The following is a 15,591-nucleotide window of genomic DNA, read 5'->3' as shown; positions in this document are numbered from 1 at the left end:
GGCTCTTTTTCTGCCGGGGCCTCCATAGGGAGACCCCGGCGAGTGTCGGGCCGGGAGCTGTTTCCAAACCGGTTCTTTTGCCTTCCGGCTTCGTCAAACGTCGCTTTTCACACTGGTCGAATACCATAAGAGTATACTCTCGTCGTAAAAAGCTCATTTTTCTCGCTGGAAAGGCAAAGCTCCCTAATTGGAAAACAGCTTCTAGGGCCGGGCTTTTTTCCACAAGCGGACGCGGCAAAAGCTGTCGCCTTTGCCGAGCCGCTCGACGATATCGCACGGAATGTCGTGCTCGGCGGCGCGGTTGCGGTCCAGCTCCATGGCGATATCGCAATACAAGTCCTGCTTTTCAGGGGAAAGTCCCATGGCTTTCCACTCTTCCAGCAGGGGGCAGTAATGCATGCGCATTTCGCTGTACTCGTCGTTCTTGGTGATTTCCGTTTCAAAGACGCCGCCCATGTCGCGGTAGTGGATGTCTACCCATTCGTCGGGCGTTATTTTGTGCCCATCGCGTTCAGCACGGATACAGCCGTAGCTGGTGATGGCCTTCCTCGCCGCGGCTTCGGCCTTGTCGGAGGGCAGAATCTTTTCCAGTTCGCCGCAGAGGCAGGCCATTACACGGGCGCGGTCGCGCATTGCGCCGCGAACACGCTCTGTAACTTCTTTATTCCACTCCATACAGACTTCTCCTTGCATAAGGACTAGTAGTCAAGCATGCTTTATGTATTTTACTATAAAGAAAAAACACCACAGCCGCAGCATATGCTGTCCAGTGTACAATCAAATATTGTGCCAAAAATGTTCTCCAGGGATAACATGCTATTTTTTATGTCTTTTTATCCGTGATGCCGCAGAACGACTGTGGACAATGAAGCGATTTTTTTCACATTTTTTAAAATTTTATTCTCATTTTTCTTAAATAAATTTTATTTTTGAAAAAGCTATTGATTTTTTAAAATAAAAGCATTTAGAAAAATAAAAAATTTCTCAATATAAATTGCGAATGATAAAAATCGAGCGGGAGAAGGCAGCATGTCTTTCGTTAATGGAAATATGCAACTGGTAGGGCAAAGCCCGGCCATTTGCCGACTGCGCGAGCAGATCAGCAAAGTCGCAGCCATGGACGCCGTCGTTCTTGTGCAGGGCGAGTCCGGGACGGGCAAGGAGTTGGTGGCGCGAGCCATTCATATGCAAAGCCCGCGTCATCAAAAGGCGTTTGTGGCCATCAACTGCGGGGCCATTCCCGAGTCGCTGACGGAAAGCATTCTTTTCGGCTACGAGGGCGGGGCTTTTTCCGGAGCTCACAGCGCCGGTCAGACGGGCCTGCTGGAAAAGGCCAACGGCGGCACCCTGTTTCTGGACGAGGCGGGCGAAATGCCGCCCAGCCTGCAGGCCAAGATGCTGCGGACCTTGCAGAATTATAAAATCCGCCGCGTGGGAGGCAGCCAGGTCTGCCAGCTGGATGTGCGGATAGTCGCCGCCAGCAATCGGAACCTGCGCGACGCGGTCAAATCCGGGCGCTTCCGCGAGGATCTTTTTTACCGGCTGGACGTCATTCCGCTGATTGTCCCGCCCTTGCGCGAACGGCAGGGGGACATACGCCTTCTGGTGGAATTTTTTCTCGAGTCTTACAGTGCTGCGAGGGGGATACGTTACGAAATCTCTTCCGGCCTGCTCAAGAAGTTCGAGGCCTATGCATGGCCCGGCAATGTGCGCGAGCTGAAAAATTTTGTGGAGTACGGCATCTGCTTCAGCGAAGACGGTCGGCTCACCAAAAAACTGCTTGAGCCGCGCTTTGCGCTGGTCGGTGCCTCGGAATGTTCCGGCGCGCGGGTCGTGCGCCGCCGGAAGCCTGCCTTTGACGCGACGCATCTGGAAACTCTGCTGCGCCGTTACGGCCGCAGTACGGAAGGCAAAAAAGCCGTGGCCCGCCAGATGGGCATCAGCCTGGCCACGCTGTACCGTCACCTCAGGCGGGACCAGGAGGACGGCGCGCGGTAGGGCGGGGCCGCCTATGGCGATGGCTGCGGAACGTTTGGATATTTTCAACAGCCAAACGCTCTAAAAACAGTGAAGGCCGGTTCCCCCGCATGCTGTCGGGAAAACCGGCCCTTTTCGCATGGACGGGAAAACGCGCTCAGCGCAGGCCCAGGTCGCGCAGCAGATTCGCCACGGCCATCCGGCCCATCTGTTCGGTGGCCCCGGCCGTGGACGAGGAACAATGCGAGCCCATGACCAGATTGTCCAGCGCGTACCATGCCGGATTTGCCGGAGGTTCCTGCTCAAAGACATCCAGGCCCGCGCCGTGGATCCGGCCTTCCCGCAGGGCGGCCAGCAGGGCGTCCTCGTCGATGAGGCCGCCGCGCGCCGTATTGATCAGCACGGCTGTTTTTTTCATGGCGGCCAGGCGTTGGGCATTGATCAGATTACGGGTTTCGTCCGTAAGCAGCGTGTGCAGGGTGATGAAATCGGCCTCCCGGCAGATGCGGTCCACATCGGCGCGCTCAATGCCCGCCTCTTGGGCGTAGGCCTCGTCCCAGGCGATATCGTGGGCCAGAATTTTCATGTCGAAACCGCGCGCCCGACGGGCCACGCATTTGCCGATGGCCCCCAGGCCCACAATGCCCAGGGTCTTGCCGTAGAGATCGATGCCGGTGATCTTGCTCCAGTCCTTTTCCCGGCAGCGCCGGTCGATGAGAGCCGCCTTGCGGGCCACGGTGAGCATCAGGGTCAGGGCATAGTCGGCCACGGCGTTGCTGTTGGCCCCCACAGTGCGCGAGACGGCGATGCCCCGTGCCTTGCAGGCCTCCAGATCAATATTGTCCAGGCCCACGCCGTACTTGGCGATGGCCCGCAGTTTGGGCGCGGCGGCCAGCACCGAGGCGTTCATGGGGTCCACGCCCAGGATGACGCCCTCGCACGGGGCCAGCTTTTCCTTGACGGCTTCCTCGGAGAGGATGCCGCCCGTGTCGTTGCGGATGACTTCCAGTCCGGCGTCGCGCAGGATGTCGAAAAGTTCGGGATTGTTTTTGCCGAAGGAACGGGGCGTAACAAGAATCTTCACAGGACGCGCTCCTCTCGAGTTATGTGCATGAAATTGCGGATGGGGCATGCGCGCCTGAGGCCAGCCGTCGGCGAGCTTGCGGGCCTTGGGATAGCGCCGGGCGCGGGCGTTTTTAATGAGGCCTGACCCTAACCCAAGGGCCGGATTTGTCAATGTCTCCGCCCTTGGACCCCAGGGCAGACGCATCTAATTCCAGCCCTTGCAGGCCCCTTATCCACCGTGATGATCCGTCAAAACCAGCCTTTTGTGCGCCGGCTGCGTCACTTGGCGCTTTTTGCTGCTCATGTACTTGAGTACAGCTCTGCTCTCGATGCCCGCAAGGTTCGCCCGGCTCGCCAACGGGCACGGCCCTTTGGGCCGCCTTCCGGTCGGTTTCCGCGCAAAAAGTGCCATTTTTCTTGCCGGCGCGCAAAAATCTTGCTTCAGCCGTTGTGACGCAGGAGCTTTAGCCGTAGGCGGACTTGTGAGTCGTACGGATAAAGACAGCAACGCTAGCTACGGATGAAGACAGCAATTGGTTACGCAAAATTATATCCAAGGAAATCGCTGTCGCTATCCGTAGCGGTGCTGTCTTGATCCGTAGCAGTGCTGTCCTTATCTGTACGCCGCCCTGCGGCTACAGCTAAGGCAACACGGCTTCGCCGTGAACGGCTCAAGCAAGCCGCTGACGCGGCAACGGCCGGCGCATTTTTTAGGATTCTCCCGGCACCAGCCATCCGCCTGCGCTTCGCTCCGGCGGAGCAAAGGTGGCTTCGCCTCTTTTTGTTCGTTCTCCGATCTATCGGGGAATAAAGACTTTTTAGATGCGTCTGCCCTGCTTTGGCCCCCCGCTAACCCGCCCGCCGCAAGGCTGCCTTTTCCTGGGCGGCGCGCCGCCGGGCCGCCTTGACTATCCGCATCCGGTTTAGTAGTGCATTATATTGTAGGATAAGGAATAATTACGCTTTTACGGATCGGGAGTCCGCGTGGTTCTGCTGGAAAAAATCAAAGAGTCGGCCATTTCCGTCATTCCGGTGATGCTGGTGGTCTGCCTGCTGCACTTCACGGCGGCCCCTCTGGGCGACGCTCTGGGGGAATTTCTGGTGGGCGGCGTGCTGCTGATCCTCGGCTTGAGCGTTTTTTTGCTGGGCGCGGATATCGGCGTGCTGCCCGTGGGCCAGAAGGCGGGTTCGGCCCTGACTTCCCGCCGCAATCTGCCGCTTCTGCTGGGCGCGGGTTTTGTGATCGGCTTCTTCATCACCGTGGCCGAGCCGGACGTGCATGTGCTGGCCCAGCAGGTGAGCGCCGTGGACCCCGGCCTTTCCCGGCCCCTGCTGGTGCTCATGATCGCCGTGGGCGTGGGCCTGTTCGTGGCCATCGCCTTGGGCCGGATCATCCTGCAGGTGTCGCTTCGGTTGTTGCTGCTGCTTTTTTACCTGTTGCTGTTCGGCTGCGCGGCCCTGACCAGCTCCGCCTTTCTCGGCGTGGCCTTTGACGCGGGCGGCGCCACCACCGGGCCCATGACCGTGCCCTTCATCATGGCGCTGGGCGTGGGCGTGGCCGCCGTGCGCGGGGGACGCGGCAAGGACGACAGCTTCGGCCTCATCGGCCTGGCCTCCATCGGGCCGGTGCTTTCCGTGCTGATTCTGGGCATGCTGCACCACGGCCGCACCGGCGACGTGCCTGAAGTCATTGAGGCGCAGGCTTCCACCCTGCTGGGGCATTTTCTGGCCCTGGTGCCGGAAGTGGCCGGAGAGGTAGGCATGGCTCTGGGGCCGCTGGTGGGGCTGTTCGTGATCTTCAGGATTTTTCTGCTGCGCCTCACGCGTTACCAGACCATCCGCATGGCTGTGGGCCTGGTCTATACCTTTCTGGGTCTGGTCTGCTTTTTTGTGGGAGTCAAGGGCGGCTTTATTCCGGCCGGGCGTGAACTCGGGGGAATTCTGGCCCAGCATGACTTCCGTTATTTCCTGATTCTGGCGGGCGTGGTCCTGGGCGCACTGGCCGTCTGCGCCGAGCCCGCCGTCTGGGTGCTCAACGCCCAGGTGGAGGAGGTCTCCGGCGGGCATATCAAGCGCACGGTCATGCTGGTTTCGCTGTGCATCGGCGTGGCGGCGGCCGTGGGCATGGCCATGCTGCGGGTGGTGACGGGCATGAGCATCTGGTGGTTCCTGATCCCCGGCTACGTGCTGGCGCTGGGCCTGACCTTGTTCTGCCCGCGCATGTTCACGGCCATTGCCTTCGACTCGGGCGGCGTGGCCTCCGGGCCCATGGCGTCCACCTTCATTCTGGCCTTTACCCTGGGAGCTTCCCACAGCCTGGGCGGCAACCCCATTACCGACGCGTTCGGCGTCATTGCCATGATCGCCATGACGCCTCTGATCACCATTCAGATTTTGGGCATTCTTGTGGATCGCCGGGAAAAGGCGGCCGCCCGGCGCCGGGACGCCTTGCGCGAACCGGCTTCCCGTGCCGCCGGGGAAGGGCGGTCATGAGCCTGTTGGCGACGATCTACGCGCCCGGCAAGCTCCTGGTGAGCATTGTGGGCAGGAATCAGGGCGATTGGGTGGTGGAGGCCGCCAAAAAGGCGGGCGCGCGCGGCGGCACGGTGCTGCTCGGGCGCGGCACGGCGGAAAGCCGCATTCTGCGGCTGCTCTGCCTGGGCGATACGGAAAAGGATCTGGTGCTCACCCTGGCCCCGGCCGGGGAAATGCCCGCCATCATCAACGTCCTGCGCGACGGAAGCGGCATGGCCGGGAAAGCGCCGGGCGTAGGCTTCGTGATCGACGTGTCGGGCATTCTGCGACATATTCTGTCCGCGCCCGGCGCGGCCCCCCAACCTTTCCATACGGCAACAGGTGAAAGCATGAACGCACAGGCAAGCCATCAACTGATCTGCGTCATCGTCAACGCGGGCTATGCCGACGACGTGATGAACGCGGCGCGCACGGCGGGGGCCACGGGCGGCACGGTCATCAACGCGCGCGGCACGGGCCGGGAAGAGGACGTGAAATTTTTCGGCATCACTCTTGTGCCGGAAAAGGAACTGCTGCTTATTCTGGCGGAGCAGGCGGCGGCTCCGGACATTCTTGAGGCCATCCGCCGGACGCCCTGCCTGAATGAGCCCGGCATCGGCATTGCCTTCTGCATGGCGGTGGAGAGCTTTTTCCCCCTGGGCCGCGCCGGGGCGACGGACTGAACGGCGTCGTATCCACGGCGCGCGACGCAACGCGGCCCGGAAGGCCGAAACCCCGGGCCGCGCCGCATCATGCCGAACCGGATCGGTTGCGCCGGTTCAGGCCTCGACATTCAGTTTGGAGCCGATGCCTTCGGCGGCCAGGCCGTCGATGCGGGCCATGTTCTGCTGCATCTCCTGGCCTTTGTCGAGGCTGCCGTTGATGACGGCCGACGCCATGGTGGCCTGAAAGTTCAGGGCATCCTTGGTGACGGCCACGCTCATGCCCATCTGCACATCTTCCATCGCGCACTCCTTGCGCCGTCAGGGCGGCGCTGCTGATAGTCTTCATCAGGGGATATCGGCCGGAATGCGCCTGGCTTAAGGGGGGGCGGATATTTTTTACCGGCTGTTTTCAGACCCCGACCGGATGCGTTTGTCCCGTCCGCCCGGCAAAAGCCGTTGCGGGCAGGCGGCAGGGCGTGTACAAGAGGAAAAACAACAGGATATCGCCCATGAGCACTCTGCATGACGACACGACCGTGACCATGCCGGAACTGGACTCTGTGGTGGAGCGTCTCTGCCACTCCTCGTCCCTGGACGCCGTCTGGCACCGTCCGGCCCAGGGCGCGGCCATGCCTTCGCTGGACGCCTTGAAGGAAATCATGGAGCGCCTGCGCGCGGCCGTCTTTCCAGGCTATTTCGGTTCGACCAGAATCCGGCGCGAGTCCATGCGTTACCACCTTGCGGCCAATCTGGATTCCATTTACCACAAACTGAGCGAGCAGATTCTGCGCGGCTTCTGTTTTTCCTGCGAGGGGCGGCACGCGGCCACGCCCTGCGAGGCCTGCGAGAGCGAAGGTACGGCGGCGGCCCTGAAGTTCATGGACCGGTTGCCCGAAATCCGCCGTCTGCTGGCCGGGGATGCCCAGGCCGCCTATGAGGGCGATCCGGCGGCCACCAGTCCCGGCGAAACCATTTTCTGCTATCCGTCCATGCACGCCATGTTCCACCACCGCATCGCCCATGAGTTGTATACACTCAAGGTACCGGTGATCCCGCGCATCATTTCCGAGATGGCCCATTCGTGCACGGGCATTGACATCCACCCCGGCGCGACCATCGGCGAGGATTTCTTCATCGACCACGGCACCGGCGTGGTTATCGGCGAAACCTGTATTCTGGGGCGCAACTGCCGCCTGTACCAGGGCGTGACCCTGGGGGCCCTGTCCTTTCCCAAAAATCCCGACGGCACGCTGACCAAGGGCATTCCCCGGCATCCGGTGCTGGAGGACAACGTCACGGTCTATGCCGGGGCCACCATCCTGGGCCGGGTCACCATCGGCGCCGGCGCGGTCATCGGCGGCAATGTCTGGATCACCAGCGACGTGCCCGCCGGAGCCAGGATCTCCCAAGAGAAGCCGTATGCGTAAGAAAACGATTGCCCGTCGCCTGCTCGCCCTGGGACTTTGCCTGATGTTTCTGGCCCTGGCCGCCTGCGCCGGACAGAATATTGAGGTGCGTCCCAAAGGGGAGGCGGTTGTGGGCGTCGGCGTGGGCAGCCGTTAGAGCATTTCAACCTTGAAATGCTCTAACGCCGAACACGGCGTGGATTCCGGCAAAGTGACCGAAGGCAGCCCGAAGGGCTGTCCCCGTTGGCGGCAACGGAGCCATACAGGGATCGACAGCAGCGATAATCGCATTTTTTGTCGGGATGAACCCACTGAAACCTATAGCGTTTCAGTGGTGGACTGCTCTGGAACATTTCAGACTTGATCCGCGCCGGGAGCTGTTTTCAGGGCATCCTTTCACGGCAACAGTTTCCGGCAGCGGGTAATTTGGAAACAGTGCGTCTTCCGGGCCTGTCCTGTTGGTGTGCGGGCGCGGCCCGAAAATGAAAAGGGCGGGGATTCCCCGCCCTTTGCTGTTCTGGCACGTCGCGGTACGCCGCGCACAGGGTCTTATCTCCAGCAGCCGCCGCGGCCGCCGTGCCCGTAACCGTGGCCCGAACCGTAACCGCCGTGGTGCATGCCGGGGCCGTAGCCGTTGCCCATGCCGTAGCGATGCCCCATCCCGTAACCGTGGCCCATGCCGTAGCCACCCATGGGCAGGCCTTCCTTGTCGAGCTGGGCCCGGAGGTCGGCGCGGTCGGAGCGCATCTTGCCTTCAAGTTCGCCGATTTCCCGGGACAGGCTTTCAATCTTGCCCTTGTCGGGCGATACGCTGCTCATCTGGGCATCCAGTTCGGCGCGTTTGGTGATCAGGGACTGCCGGACGGCATCCATTTTTTCATAGTGGTTGCTGAAAATCTGCTGCGCCTTGGCCTCCTGTTCCTGCGACAGCGGGGCATCGTAGCCCGGTCCGCCGTTGCTGTAGCCGCGGGCCTGGCTGAGACCGGCAAAGCCCAGAACCAGCATCGCCGCGAGGGCCAGAGACGTCATGCGCAGAGTGTTAGCCTTTTTCATTGTGTCCTCCCGAAGGGGTTGTGTGCGGATACCATTGCGGTATGCACGGATGTTAGTATGTATAAGGTGTCGCCTTTGTGTTTCAGGCGAATTGTCCTGCATATAGCAAGGCGCGTGCCATTATGAATAACTATGTTAAATGATAAATGTAATTAAAAATAACCTGAAAGAACATTGCGCCGCGCGGGGGAAGAACGTAACCTTTTTACCCGCTGCGGGTAAAAAGGTTACACGAAGGGAATCTTATGCAGGATCACTACTCTCCACTCTCCCATCTGGAAAAGCGGCGGCACTGGCGTTTTTTCTGGCGGCTCTTCGCGGGGCTCGCCCTGGCGGGCATCTGCGCCGCGGCCTTCATGGTCTCACGGGGGGCGGAACAGGAAGAGCGGCAAATGCTGGCAAACATGCAGGGCCGGGCCGATGTGCTGATCTGGGCTCTGGAGGGCAGCGCCCGCTCCTTCGGGCATATGCGGCAAAATCCCATGCTGGGCCTGGTGGAGGAGGTGGCGAAACAGCCGGGCGTCGCGTACATCGCCCTGGTGGCCGCGGACGGGCGGGTTTTGATCCACAGCCGCCCGGATCAGGTGGGAACGATTCTGTACAGCCCGGAGGAACTGCAAAAACTGCATGTGGGCGACAACTCCCAAAGCCGTTTTGATCCGAACGATCCGGGCGTGTTTGAAACCTACAAGATTTTTACCCCTTCCCGCCCGCGCGGCGGCGCGGGCATGCCGGGCCATATGGGCATGGGCCGCATGATGCGGGGCGGCCACCACGCCCGGATGTCGTCCGGCGAACTGGAGGACAAGTATATCTTTGTGGGCCTGGATGCTTCGCATTTCGCGGCCAACCTGCACGAATACGTGTTTCATCTCAGCGCCATAGCCGGTCTTGTCACCCTGGCGGGCCTGGTGGGCATCGTGCTGCTGTTCTACATCCAGAATTACCGGTTTTCCAAAAGGATGCTGGAAGATACGCAGGCCCTGGCCGCTCAGGTCATCAATAGCCTTCCGGCCGGGCTGGTGGTGACGGACCCGCACGGGGTCATTTCCCTGAGCAACCGGCACGGGCGGGACATGCTGGGCCTTTCCGGGCAGGAAAAGACGCCGCTTTCCCTGCATGATGCGCCGGTGCTGGACTGGCAGGCCCTGATGGACGAGCTGGATGCGGGCAAGGTTATTCCGGAGCGCGACGCGGACCTTTTCCGCTCCAAGGCCAATCCGCTTCCGGTCAGCCTCAGCGCCGCGAAAATCATCGGCAGCGAGGGCGCGTTTCTGGGCTATCTCTTTATTTTGCGCGATCTGGGCGAGATCCGCAGGCTTCAGAAACAGCTCCGGCAGAGCGAGCGGCTCTCCGCGCTGGGCAATCTGGCTGCGGGCGTGGCCCATGAAATCCGCAATCCGCTCAGCTCCATCAAGGGCTACGCCACCTATCTGACCGAAAAGCTGAAAAACGACAAAATGGCCTATGCCACGGGAAATATTCTGATTCAGGAAACCGAGCGCCTGAACCGCGTCATGTCGGATCTGCTGAGCGTGGCGAAGCCGCTTGATCTGCGTTTGCAGTCCGTGCGCATTGAAAACGTTCTGGAACAGGCCGTGCGGGTGATTTCCTCGGACGCGGAGGAAAAGGGCGTGGCCGTGCATTTGCGCCTGCCCCGGCCCGGCGACGGGCCCCAGGGTGAGGTCCGGCTCGACCCCGACCGCCTGATTCAGGCCCTGCTCAACCTGCTGGTCAACGCCGTACAGGCCACGGAGCCGGGCGGCAGCATCGAGGTCGCGCTGGAAAGCGGCCGGGCGCAGGCCGCGGACGGCGCTTTCTGGAGCATCAGCATCAGCGACACGGGCTGCGGCATGTCGGCCCAGACCGTGGCCCAGCTTTTCACCCCGTACTTCACGACCAAGGCCTCGGGCACCGGACTGGGGCTCGTGCTCACCCAGCAGATCGTGGAGCGGCACGGGGGAGAGATCAAGGTGTTCAGCCAGCCCGGCAAGGGCTCGACGTTCACCATTCTGCTGCCCCAGGCTATGCGGGAAGGAGGTGAGGCATGAAAAAAATGTTGACGATTCTGGTGGCCGACGACGACGCCACGCACCGCGAAGTATTGCGGACCCTGCTTGAGGAATGGGGCTACGCGGTCCGGGAGGCCGTGGACGGCGAGCACGCGGTGGCGCTGTGCCGGAAGCAGCCCTTTGATCTGGTGCTCATGGACGTGCGCATGCCCAAAAAATCCGGCCTGGAGGCCCTGAAGGAGATCAAGGTCCATAATCCCGCCGTGCCGGTGCTGATCATGACCGCTTTCTCGGAAGTCGCGGCGGCGGTGGAAGCCATCAAGTCCGGCGCGTACGACTATCTGACCAAACCTCTGGACTTTGAAAAGCTCAAGGTCGTGTTGCGCAATGTTTTCGCCCACGTGGGTCTGATCCGGGAAAACGCCACCCTGTCCCGCAGCCTTGCCGCCACCGAGGCGCAGACGGGCATGGTGGGGCGCAGCGAATCCATGCGCGCGCTCTGGGAGATGGTCCGCACCATCGCGCCCACGGACGCCACGGTGCTGATCACCGGCGAGTCCGGCACGGGCAAGGAACTGGTGGCCAAGGCCGTCCATGCCGCCAGCCGCCGGGCGCGGGGGCCGTTTGTGGCGGTGAACTGCGCGGCCCTGACCGAGTCGTTGCTGGCTTCGGAACTGTTCGGGCACGAAAAGGGCGCGTTTACCGGCGCAGACAAAAAGCATGAGGGGCATTTTCTCAAGGCGGACGGCGGCACGATTTTTCTGGATGAAATCGGGGAAATGCCGCTCTCCATGCAGGTCAAGCTGCTGCGCGTGATCCAGGAGCGCGAGGTGCTCAGTGTCGGCGGCAACAAGGCCGTGCCCGTGGATGTGCGCATCATCGCGGCGACCAACCGCGATCTGGCCAAGGAAGTGGCTGCCGGAACGTTCCGCCAGGATCTGTACTACAGGTTGAACGTGGTCACCCTGGCCCTGCCGCCCCTGCGCGAACGCGCGGACGATATTCCTCTGCTCGCCCAGCATTTCATGGCCCGTTTTGCGGACAAGAACAACAAGAATATCAAGGGGTTCACGCCGGGAGCCATGGACCGCCTAGTGCGCTATGCCTGGCCGGGCAATGTGCGGGAACTGGAAAATGTCATTGAGCGGGCGTCCATCCTGCTGCTGGGAGAGCATATCAGCGAGCGGGAGCTGCCGGAGCGCTTCGCCGCGTCCCAGGGCGATGCCCTGACGGACGCCCTGACCACGGATTGTCCCACTCTGGAAGACGTTGAGCGGGCCGTGATTTTGAAAACCCTGAAACGCTTCGGCGGCAACAAGACCGAGGCGGCCAAGGCCTTGGGCATCACCCGCAAGACGCTGCACGCCAAGTTGAGCAAGTATCAGTCCGCACAGGAGGATGCGCCGGAGGGAGAGGATGAGGACAAGGGCGCGGCAACGAGCTAGGCTTAGGCCTCGTTTTCATGGGTGAAAACTGTGCCCGAAGGGCGAAAAAAGCATCCGGTTTCGTGCATCCCTGCCCGCTGTCATGGACATCCGGGCAAGCGCATGCCATAATAACTTGGCCTAGGGCCTGTTGACACTATGCCTTTTTGCCCGCTCGCTACGTCAGATTTCACCTGCTTTTTCGGTCGAGTACCAAAAGAGTACACTCCCTCAAAGCAGGCTTATCTTCCTTGCGGGCGAACAAAAATTTTATAGTGTCAACAGGTCCTAGTTGGCTCCGGTTCCGTCCGGAAGCGGAGCCGCATTTTTTCGTCCATCCGCGGGAGATGCCCATGATCGACAGCTCAGCCTATGGCGCGGCGCTGGAAGACCGTCTGGCGCGCATGCCGGGCGGCGTATGCGGCTCGGACAACTGGCTCTTGCTCCACGCCAACGACGCTCTGCGGGACATGCTCGGCATTCGGGGCGAGATTTTGCCCAGCACGGCCCTGAGTCGCTGGCTGAGCCAGGGCGTTCTGGAAGGCTTTCACGAGGCCGGGGGCTCGGAGGGCATGCCCGGCGAGCAGGGCCGGATGATCTTTCGCCATCCGCGCGGTGCCAGCTATCTGTTCTACTGGTGGGGGGACGTGAGCAAAAGCCACGGCCCGGTGCGTTGTTTCACCGTGTATGAAATCCCCATGGGCGAGCTGGACCAGGCCGCCCGGCTGTCCTGGCGCGAGCTGGACAGCATGCTGGAATTCATTCACGACGGCATCTGGGTCATTGACGCCGACGGCGTCACCCGGCGCGTCAACCGGGCCATGGAGCGCATTGCCGGGATCAAGGCCGAAGAGGTGGTGGGCCGGCACGTGAACAAGCCCCTGCAGGAGGGGCGCTTTAAAACCTGTGTGACCCTGCGGGCCCTGAAGGCCCGGCACACCGTGACCCTTTTTGACGATTACGCCAACGGCAAGCGCTGCCTGAATACCAGTACGCCGGTGTTTGACGAAAACGGCAAGGTCTGGCGCGTGATCGCGGTCATCCGCGACATTACGGAGCTGGAGAACCTTCAGAAAAAACTCTCCAATCTGGAAGTGGAGGCCATGGCCTACAAGCTCCGCGCCCAGGGCCTGGAGAGCGAAGCCAACAGCGGCCTCATGGGCCAGAGCCTGCTGCTGCACCGCGTGCGCCAGGACATCGTCAAGGCCGCGCATTCCGACGCCGTGACCTTGATCCTGGGCGAGACCGGCACCGGCAAATCCTTGGCCGCCAAGATCATCCACGACATGAGCCACAGGGCGGAAAAGCCCTTTGTGGTGGTCAACTGCGGGGCCATGCCCGCTGCGCTCATGGAATCGGAACTGTTCGGCTACGAGGGAGGCGCGTTCACCGGAGCCTCCAAAGGCGGCAAGCCGGGCATGCTGGAGCTGGCCAGCGGCGGCACGCTGCTGCTGGACGAAATCGGCGAGCTCTCCCTGCCCATGCAGGCCAAGCTGTTGCATGTGCTGGACGGCCAGCCCTTCTACCGGGTGGGCGGCACCCGCGCCATCGCCGTGGACACCAGGGTGATCGCGGCCACCAACAAGCCTTTGGACAAAATGGTGGCCGACGGTCAGTTCCGCGAAGATCTCTTCTACCGCTTGCGCGTGCTGAACGTGGACATGCCGCCCCTGCGCGAACGCAAGGACGACATTCTGATGCTGGCCTGGCATTTTCTGCGCAAGATCAGTGAAGGCACCGGCACGGACAAGCGCCTGGACCCGCGCACGGAGCAGCTCTTCCTGGCCTACAACTGGCCGGGCAACGTGCGCGAGCTGCAATCCGTGATCCAGTCCCTGGTCACGCTGGCCGAGACGGAAATCATCGCTCCGGCCGACCTGCCTTCCTACATGCGGGAATCGGCCAGCGCGCCGCGTGAAGTGTCCCGGACGGAACAATCCCTGACCCGGGCCGTGGAGGCTCTGGAAAAAAGCATGCTGGCCGAGGCTCTGGCCGAAGCGGGCAGCACCTACAAGGCCGCCCGTCGCCTGGGCATCAGCCAGTCTTCGGTGGTGCGAAAAGCGAAAAAATACGGTATCCACGCCGAGGGCGAGGCACGGGACGCCCGGACCGGAGAAAAACCCGGCCCGGCGGAAGATGCGCCTGCCTTGAACATTGCCTAGTGCCTGATTTGAAAAATTAGACACGCAAAACCCGTAGGGTTTTGCGGCAACGCGTCGCCGCATCCGGAGAACGTATGGATGACATTACTGTCGGCAAAATAATCAGCATGAGCATCAAGCTGTACGCGCTGATGACGCCGCCCGCAGTGCTCAGCGCCTTTATCAGCGGCACCAGAAGCCTCGACAGAGAGCAGAAGGCCCTGACGGCCTGTAAAACATCCGTGGCAATTTTCATCATCGGCACGTTTCTTTTTTTGTTCGGTTCGCATCTGTTCACGCTGTTCGGCTTCACCCTGGACGCCTTTCGCATCGGCGTGGGCCTGCTGCTCTTTTTGACCGCCATCTCGCTGATGAACGACGACTGCACCCAGCCGCGCACCAGGCAGGAAGGCGACATCAGCGTGGTACCGCTGGCAATTCCCCTGGGCATGGGGCCGTCGGCCATCGGCGCGGTCATGGTTATGGGCGCCACCACCGAGGGCCTGAATGATGTGCTGTCCGGGGTGTTCTGCCTGCTGCTGGCTTCGTTCGGCATGTTTCTGTTGTTGTGCATGGCCGACAAGGTGGAGAAAGTGCTGGGCGACACGGGCATCGCCGTGATGTCCAAACTCACGGCCCTGCTGTTGTCGGCCATTGCGGCCCAGGTTATTTTTACGGGCATCACCGCCTTTTTGAAGTAGGCCGGAGCCGCAAGGGGGAGGGGTATGGAAGGCATTGTCAGCGAAGTGGTCGGGACGAGCATCAAGCTGTATGCGCTGATGACGCCGCCCGCCGTGCTCAGCGCTTTTATCAGCGGCACCAAGGAATATGACAAAAGACGGAAAGTCACCGTGGCCTTTAAAACCTCCACGGCGATTTTCATTATCGGCGTGGTGCTCTATCTGTTCGGCTCCAATCTGTTCGAGCTGTTCGGCTTTACTCTGGACGCCTTCCGCATCGGTTCGGGCGTGCTGCTCATGCTGACCGCCGTGGCCCTGATGAACGATGACGGCTCGCAGGTCCACACCAAGCGCGAGGGCGACATCAGCGTGGTGCCCCTGGCCATTCCCCTGGGCATGGGACCGGCCTCCATCGGCGCGGTCATGGTCATGGGCGCATCCGCCGTGGACCTGCATGAAATGCTGGTGGGCGTGTTTTCCCTGCTGTTGGCGGCCGCGGGCATGTTTCTGCTGCTCTGCCTGGCCGACGGCGTGGCCCGGGTGCTGCGCCGTACCGGCATTGCCGTACTGTCCAAGCTCACGGGCCTGCTGCTGGCGGCCATTGCGGCCCAGGTGATCTTCACGGGGGTCAGCGCGTTTTTGAAATAGGGCATT

At 61.5% G+C, this 15,591-nt stretch carries 14 protein-coding genes; 10 read left to right on the top strand and 4 right to left on the bottom strand.

The annotated features are described in order from the left end of the window. Positions 1 to 201: 201 nt before the first annotated feature. A complete protein-coding gene (locus HMPREF0326_RS01845; protein WP_009303086.1) occupies positions 202 to 675 on the bottom strand; it encodes an L-2-amino-thiazoline-4-carboxylic acid hydrolase in 474 nt (157 codons plus the stop codon). Positions 676 to 1,029: 354 nt separating this feature from the next. Here HMPREF0326_RS01845 and HMPREF0326_RS01840 point away from each other — a divergent pair, with 354 nt between their 5' ends. Continuing rightward, on the top strand, positions 1,030 to 1,998 hold the full coding sequence (locus tag HMPREF0326_RS01840) for a sigma-54 interaction domain-containing protein (protein WP_008682372.1): 969 nt from the start codon (positions 1,030 to 1,032) through the stop codon (positions 1,996 to 1,998). A 136-nt stretch (positions 1,999 to 2,134) separates the two neighbouring features. On the opposite strand, the gene HMPREF0326_RS01835 is transcribed toward HMPREF0326_RS01840, so the two are convergent. Continuing rightward, on the bottom strand, positions 2,135 to 3,061 hold the full coding sequence (locus tag HMPREF0326_RS01835) for a phosphoglycerate dehydrogenase (RefSeq protein WP_008682371.1): 927 nt from the start codon (positions 3,059 to 3,061) through the stop codon (positions 2,135 to 2,137). Positions 3,062 to 4,026: 965 nt separating this feature from the next. Between HMPREF0326_RS01835 and HMPREF0326_RS01830 the strand changes: the two genes are divergently transcribed. Both HMPREF0326_RS01830 and HMPREF0326_RS01825 read left to right on the top strand, forming a co-directional pair. After that, a complete protein-coding gene (locus HMPREF0326_RS01830; protein ID WP_008682370.1) occupies positions 4,027 to 5,535 on the top strand; it encodes a DUF1538 domain-containing protein in 1,509 nt (502 codons plus the stop codon). Next, positions 5,532 to 6,239 (top strand): P-II family nitrogen regulator, encoded by a 708-nt coding sequence (locus HMPREF0326_RS01825; protein WP_009303084.1) that lies wholly within the window; start codon positions 5,532 to 5,534, stop codon positions 6,237 to 6,239. The genes HMPREF0326_RS01830 and HMPREF0326_RS01825 overlap by 4 nt, the downstream gene beginning before the upstream one ends. A 96-nt stretch (positions 6,240 to 6,335) precedes the next feature. On the opposite strand, the gene HMPREF0326_RS01820 is transcribed toward HMPREF0326_RS01825, so the two are convergent. Continuing rightward, positions 6,336 to 6,521 (bottom strand): hypothetical protein, encoded by a 186-nt coding sequence (locus HMPREF0326_RS01820; RefSeq protein ID WP_008682368.1) that lies wholly within the window; start codon positions 6,519 to 6,521, stop codon positions 6,336 to 6,338. A 209-nt stretch (positions 6,522 to 6,730) separates the two neighbouring features. Here HMPREF0326_RS01820 and epsC point away from each other — a divergent pair, with 209 nt between their 5' ends. After that, positions 6,731 to 7,648, top strand: a complete 918-nt coding sequence (epsC, locus tag HMPREF0326_RS01815) for a serine O-acetyltransferase EpsC (RefSeq protein ID WP_008682367.1) — start codon at positions 6,731 to 6,733, stop codon at positions 7,646 to 7,648. After that, positions 7,641 to 7,784, top strand: a complete 144-nt coding sequence (locus tag HMPREF0326_RS16555; RefSeq protein ID WP_009303083.1) for a hypothetical protein — start codon at positions 7,641 to 7,643, stop codon at positions 7,782 to 7,784. The genes epsC and HMPREF0326_RS16555 overlap by 8 nt, the downstream gene beginning before the upstream one ends. 392 nt (positions 7,785 to 8,176) lie before the next feature. Here HMPREF0326_RS16555 and HMPREF0326_RS01810 read toward each other — a convergent pair whose 3' ends face one another. Then, the gene (locus HMPREF0326_RS01810) at positions 8,177 to 8,680 is read right to left on the bottom strand and encodes a periplasmic heavy metal sensor (RefSeq protein WP_009303082.1); all 504 of its coding nucleotides are present in this window, start codon (positions 8,678 to 8,680) and stop codon (positions 8,177 to 8,179) included. Positions 8,681 to 8,925: 245 nt separating this feature from the next. Here HMPREF0326_RS01810 and HMPREF0326_RS01805 point away from each other — a divergent pair, with 245 nt between their 5' ends. From HMPREF0326_RS01805 to HMPREF0326_RS01785, 5 genes are all read left to right on the top strand, one after another. Continuing rightward, positions 8,926 to 10,731, top strand: a complete 1,806-nt coding sequence (locus HMPREF0326_RS01805; RefSeq protein WP_008682365.1) for an ATP-binding protein — start codon at positions 8,926 to 8,928, stop codon at positions 10,729 to 10,731. After that, entirely contained in the window at positions 10,728 to 12,137 is a 1,410-nt protein-coding gene (locus tag HMPREF0326_RS01800) for a sigma-54-dependent transcriptional regulator (protein WP_009303081.1), read from the top strand. Before HMPREF0326_RS01805 ends, HMPREF0326_RS01800 begins: the two co-directional genes overlap by 4 nt. Before the next feature lie 332 nt (positions 12,138 to 12,469). Continuing rightward, complete coding sequence (locus HMPREF0326_RS01795) at positions 12,470 to 14,278, top strand: sigma-54 interaction domain-containing protein (RefSeq protein ID WP_020990152.1); 1,809 nt, start codon at positions 12,470 to 12,472, stop codon at positions 14,276 to 14,278. 74 nt (positions 14,279 to 14,352) lie between these two features. Continuing rightward, positions 14,353 to 14,958 (top strand): MarC family protein, encoded by a 606-nt coding sequence (locus tag HMPREF0326_RS01790; RefSeq protein WP_008682356.1) that lies wholly within the window; start codon positions 14,353 to 14,355, stop codon positions 14,956 to 14,958. A 24-nt stretch (positions 14,959 to 14,982) separates the two neighbouring features. Beyond that, positions 14,983 to 15,585, top strand: a complete 603-nt coding sequence (locus HMPREF0326_RS01785) for a MarC family protein (RefSeq protein WP_008682353.1) — start codon at positions 14,983 to 14,985, stop codon at positions 15,583 to 15,585. Positions 15,586 to 15,591 lie beyond the last annotated feature (6 nt).

It is taken from the genome of Desulfovibrio sp. 3_1_syn3 (assembly GCF_000145315.2).
Taxonomy (GTDB): Bacteria; Desulfobacterota; Desulfovibrionia; order Desulfovibrionales; family Desulfovibrionaceae; genus Desulfovibrio; species Desulfovibrio fairfieldensis.
Note: the sequence above shows the minus strand (reverse complement) of the source record. Positions and strands in the feature narration are given on the sequence as shown.

What these genes read in the sequence shown, in the direction of transcription:
- HMPREF0326_RS01845 (WP_009303086.1), bottom strand. Translation starts at nt 675, where the DNA reads ATGGAGTGGAATAAAGAAGTTACAGAGCGTGTTCGCGGCGCAATGCGC.
- HMPREF0326_RS01840 (WP_008682372.1), top strand. Translation starts at nt 1,030, where the DNA reads ATGTCTTTCGTTAATGGAAATATGCAACTGGTAGGGCAAAGCCCGGCC.
- HMPREF0326_RS01825 (WP_009303084.1), top strand. Translation starts at nt 5,532, where the DNA reads ATGAGCCTGTTGGCGACGATCTACGCGCCCGGCAAGCTCCTGGTGAGC.
- HMPREF0326_RS01820 (WP_008682368.1), bottom strand. Translation starts at nt 6,521, where the DNA reads ATGGAAGATGTGCAGATGGGCATGAGCGTGGCCGTCACCAAGGATGCC.
- epsC (WP_008682367.1), top strand. Translation starts at nt 6,731, where the DNA reads ATGAGCACTCTGCATGACGACACGACCGTGACCATGCCGGAACTGGAC.
- HMPREF0326_RS16555 (WP_009303083.1), top strand. Translation starts at nt 7,641, where the DNA reads ATGCGTAAGAAAACGATTGCCCGTCGCCTGCTCGCCCTGGGACTTTGC.
- HMPREF0326_RS01810 (WP_009303082.1), bottom strand. Translation starts at nt 8,680, where the DNA reads ATGAAAAAGGCTAACACTCTGCGCATGACGTCTCTGGCCCTCGCGGCG.
- HMPREF0326_RS01805 (WP_008682365.1), top strand. Translation starts at nt 8,926, where the DNA reads ATGCAGGATCACTACTCTCCACTCTCCCATCTGGAAAAGCGGCGGCAC.
- HMPREF0326_RS01800 (WP_009303081.1), top strand. Translation starts at nt 10,728, where the DNA reads ATGAAAAAAATGTTGACGATTCTGGTGGCCGACGACGACGCCACGCAC.
- HMPREF0326_RS01795 (WP_020990152.1), top strand. Translation starts at nt 12,470, where the DNA reads ATGATCGACAGCTCAGCCTATGGCGCGGCGCTGGAAGACCGTCTGGCG.
- HMPREF0326_RS01790 (WP_008682356.1), top strand. Translation starts at nt 14,353, where the DNA reads ATGGATGACATTACTGTCGGCAAAATAATCAGCATGAGCATCAAGCTG.
- HMPREF0326_RS01785 (WP_008682353.1), top strand. Translation starts at nt 14,983, where the DNA reads ATGGAAGGCATTGTCAGCGAAGTGGTCGGGACGAGCATCAAGCTGTAT.